The organism is Actinosynnema sp. NPDC023658, from assembly GCF_040639995.1.
Taxonomy (GTDB): Bacteria; Actinomycetota; Actinomycetes; order Mycobacteriales; family Pseudonocardiaceae; genus Actinosynnema.
This window is the reverse complement of the sequence record NZ_JBFAAX010000885.1, coordinates 1-2,265: the sequence shown is the minus strand read 5'-3', so window position 1 is coordinate 2,265 and position 2,265 is coordinate 1. Positions and strand designations below refer to the sequence as shown.

The following is a 2,265-nucleotide window of genomic DNA, read 5'->3' as shown; positions in this document are numbered from 1 at the left end:
CGGCCCGCGGCAGTTCTCGCGGGCCGAGCTGGAGGCGCTGCCCCAGACCACGGCCGAGCTGCCGATCGCGTGCGTCGAGGGGTGGAGCGCGTCGGCCAGGTGGACCGGGGTGCCCGTGCGCGACCTGCTGGCGCTGGCGGGCGTCGAGGAGCCCGGCGACGTGCGGGTGGAGTCGCTGGAACGCGACGGGCTCTACCGGACGAGCACGCTGCCCGCCGCGCACGCCCGCGACCCGTTGACGCTGCTCGCCCTGCGCCTCGACGGGGAGACCCTGTCGCTGGACCACGGCCACCCGTGCCGGCTGATCGCACCGAGCCGACCGGGCGTCACGCAGACCAAGTGGGTCACCCGGCTGGAGGTCGTCCGATGAGGTGGGTGATCGGCGCGGTGGGCGTGGCCATGGGCGCGTGGGGCGCCTACCTGCTGCTGCCGCTGGTCGACGTGGACCTGGCGCTGTGGTTCCTCGGCGGCCCGGTCGTGCACGACTTGCTGCTCGCGCCCCTGTTCGGCGGTGTCGGGCTGCTGATCGCCCGCTGGGTGCCACGACCGTGGCGCGCGGCGGTGCAGGTCGGCGGCACGTTCACCGGTGTGCTGGCCCTGCTCGCCGTGCCCCTGCTCTGGCGGCCGTTCGCCGGGCCGCCCAACCCCGGTCTGAACGACCGGGACTACCCGCTCGGCCTGCTGGTGGCGGTGGTCGCGGTCTGGCTGGCCGTGGGCGCGGTGACGCTCGTCCAGCAGCGCCGGCGGCACAAGAGGCCGCAGACCGACAGGTGAGGGCGGCCTGTCGGTGTGCGGCCTCTGCTGACCGGCTCAGGGGCACGTGAGCCGGGGGCTGGTGGTGCTAGCGGATCTCGACGGTCTGGCTGCCCAGCGTCACGTCGACCTTGCGGTCCTTGCCGATGGTGAGCTGGACCTTCTCACCCGGGGCGCGCGACCGGACGGCCGCCACCAGGGCGTCGGAGGTGTCGATGGGGCGGTCGCCGAACCTGGTGATGACGTCGCCGGTCTTGACGCCGGCCGCCTCGGCCGCGCCGCCGCCGGTCACGTTGCGGACCACCGCGCCGCCCTCCGGCGCATCGCCCACCTGGACGCCGAGCACGGTCTGGGTGGCCTTGCCGGTCTCCGACAGCTCCTTGGCCGTGCGGCGGGCCTGGTCGATCGGGATGGCGAAGCCGATGCCGACCGAGCCGCCCTGCGCGGACTGGCTGGAGTTCGGGCTGTAGATCGCGGAGTTGATGCCGACGACCTGGCCCTTCATGTTCACCAGCGGGCCGCCCGAGTTGCCGGGGTTGATCGCGGCGTCGGTCTGGATGGCGTTCAGCACGGTGTCCGCGGTGCCCTGCTCGCCGCCGGCCCGCACGGGGCGGTTCAGCGAGCTGACGATGCCGGAGGTGACCGTGCCGTTGAGGTCGAACGGCGAGCCGACGGCGACGACCGGCTGACCGATCCTGAGGTCACCGGAGTTGCCGAGCTCGACGGTGGGGAGGCCGGAGACGTCCTCCATCTTGATCACCGCGAGGTCGGACGTGGGGTCGCGCCCGACGATCTTCGCGTCGAACGAGCGGCCGTCCTGGAGCTGGACCTTGATCGGCCCGCCGTTGGCGGCGCTCTCGACCACGTGGTTGTTGGTGAGCACGAGGCCGTCGGAGCTGAGCGTGAACCCGGACCCGGTGCCGCCGCTGAGCTGCACCTGGACCACGGTCGGCAGCACCTTCTGGGCCACCTGCTCGATCGAGCCCTCGGCGGCGGCGGAGCTCTGCTGGGCGGGCGGGTTCTGGCTCAGGGCGTTGGTCACCGGCCGGGAGTCCTCGGCGGCCTGGAAGCCGACGTACCCGCCGACACCGCCCGCGACGCCGCCGACGGCGAGCACGAGCGCGGCGACACCGGCGACGACCTTGCCGCGCCCGCGTTGCCGCGGCGCGGCGGTGACCGAGCCGGGTTGCGCGTAGTAGGGGCCGTGCTGCGCCGACCCCGGGGGCGGTGGGATCGGCGAACCGGGGTGGTCGTGAGAGGCGCCGGGCTGCGGGACGCCGTACGGGCCCGTGTGCTCCGGGCGGTGGAAGCCCGCCTGCCAGGCCTCCTGCCCAGCCCCGGGAAGTCCGGATCCGGGCAGTCCTGATCCCGGTAGTCCGGCGCCGCCCTGCACGGCGCCGGACCCACCGGTTGCGGTCTGACCGGGGCCGCCCTGCACAGCACCGGTCACACCTGGTCCGGTCACCCCGGCGCCGCCCTGCACGGCACCCGCCTGACCGGTTCCCGACTGGC

3 protein-coding genes are annotated in these 2,265 nt (G+C 74.3%); 2 read left to right on the top strand and 1 reads right to left on the bottom strand.

What is annotated here, in order from left to right; all coding sequences use genetic code 11:
- Together AB0G02_RS35975 and AB0G02_RS35970 are read left to right on the top strand one after the other, a co-directional pair.
- Window positions 1–370, top strand: a 370-nt coding sequence (locus tag AB0G02_RS35975; RefSeq protein ID WP_360803665.1) for a molybdopterin-dependent oxidoreductase, incomplete at its 5' end; no start/stop codon positions are given.
- Window positions 367–774 (top strand): hypothetical protein, encoded by a 408-nt coding sequence (locus tag AB0G02_RS35970; protein WP_360803662.1) that lies wholly within the window; start codon window positions 367–369, stop codon window positions 772–774. The genes AB0G02_RS35975 and AB0G02_RS35970, both read left to right, overlap by 4 nt.
- A gap of 67 nt (window positions 775–841) precedes the next feature.
- Here AB0G02_RS35970 and AB0G02_RS35965 read toward each other — a convergent pair whose 3' ends face one another.
- The gene (locus AB0G02_RS35965) at window positions 842–2,146 is read right to left on the bottom strand and encodes a trypsin-like peptidase domain-containing protein (protein WP_360803668.1); all 1,305 of its coding nucleotides are present in this window, start codon (window positions 2,144–2,146) and stop codon (window positions 842–844) included.
- Window positions 2,147–2,265 lie beyond the last annotated feature (119 nt).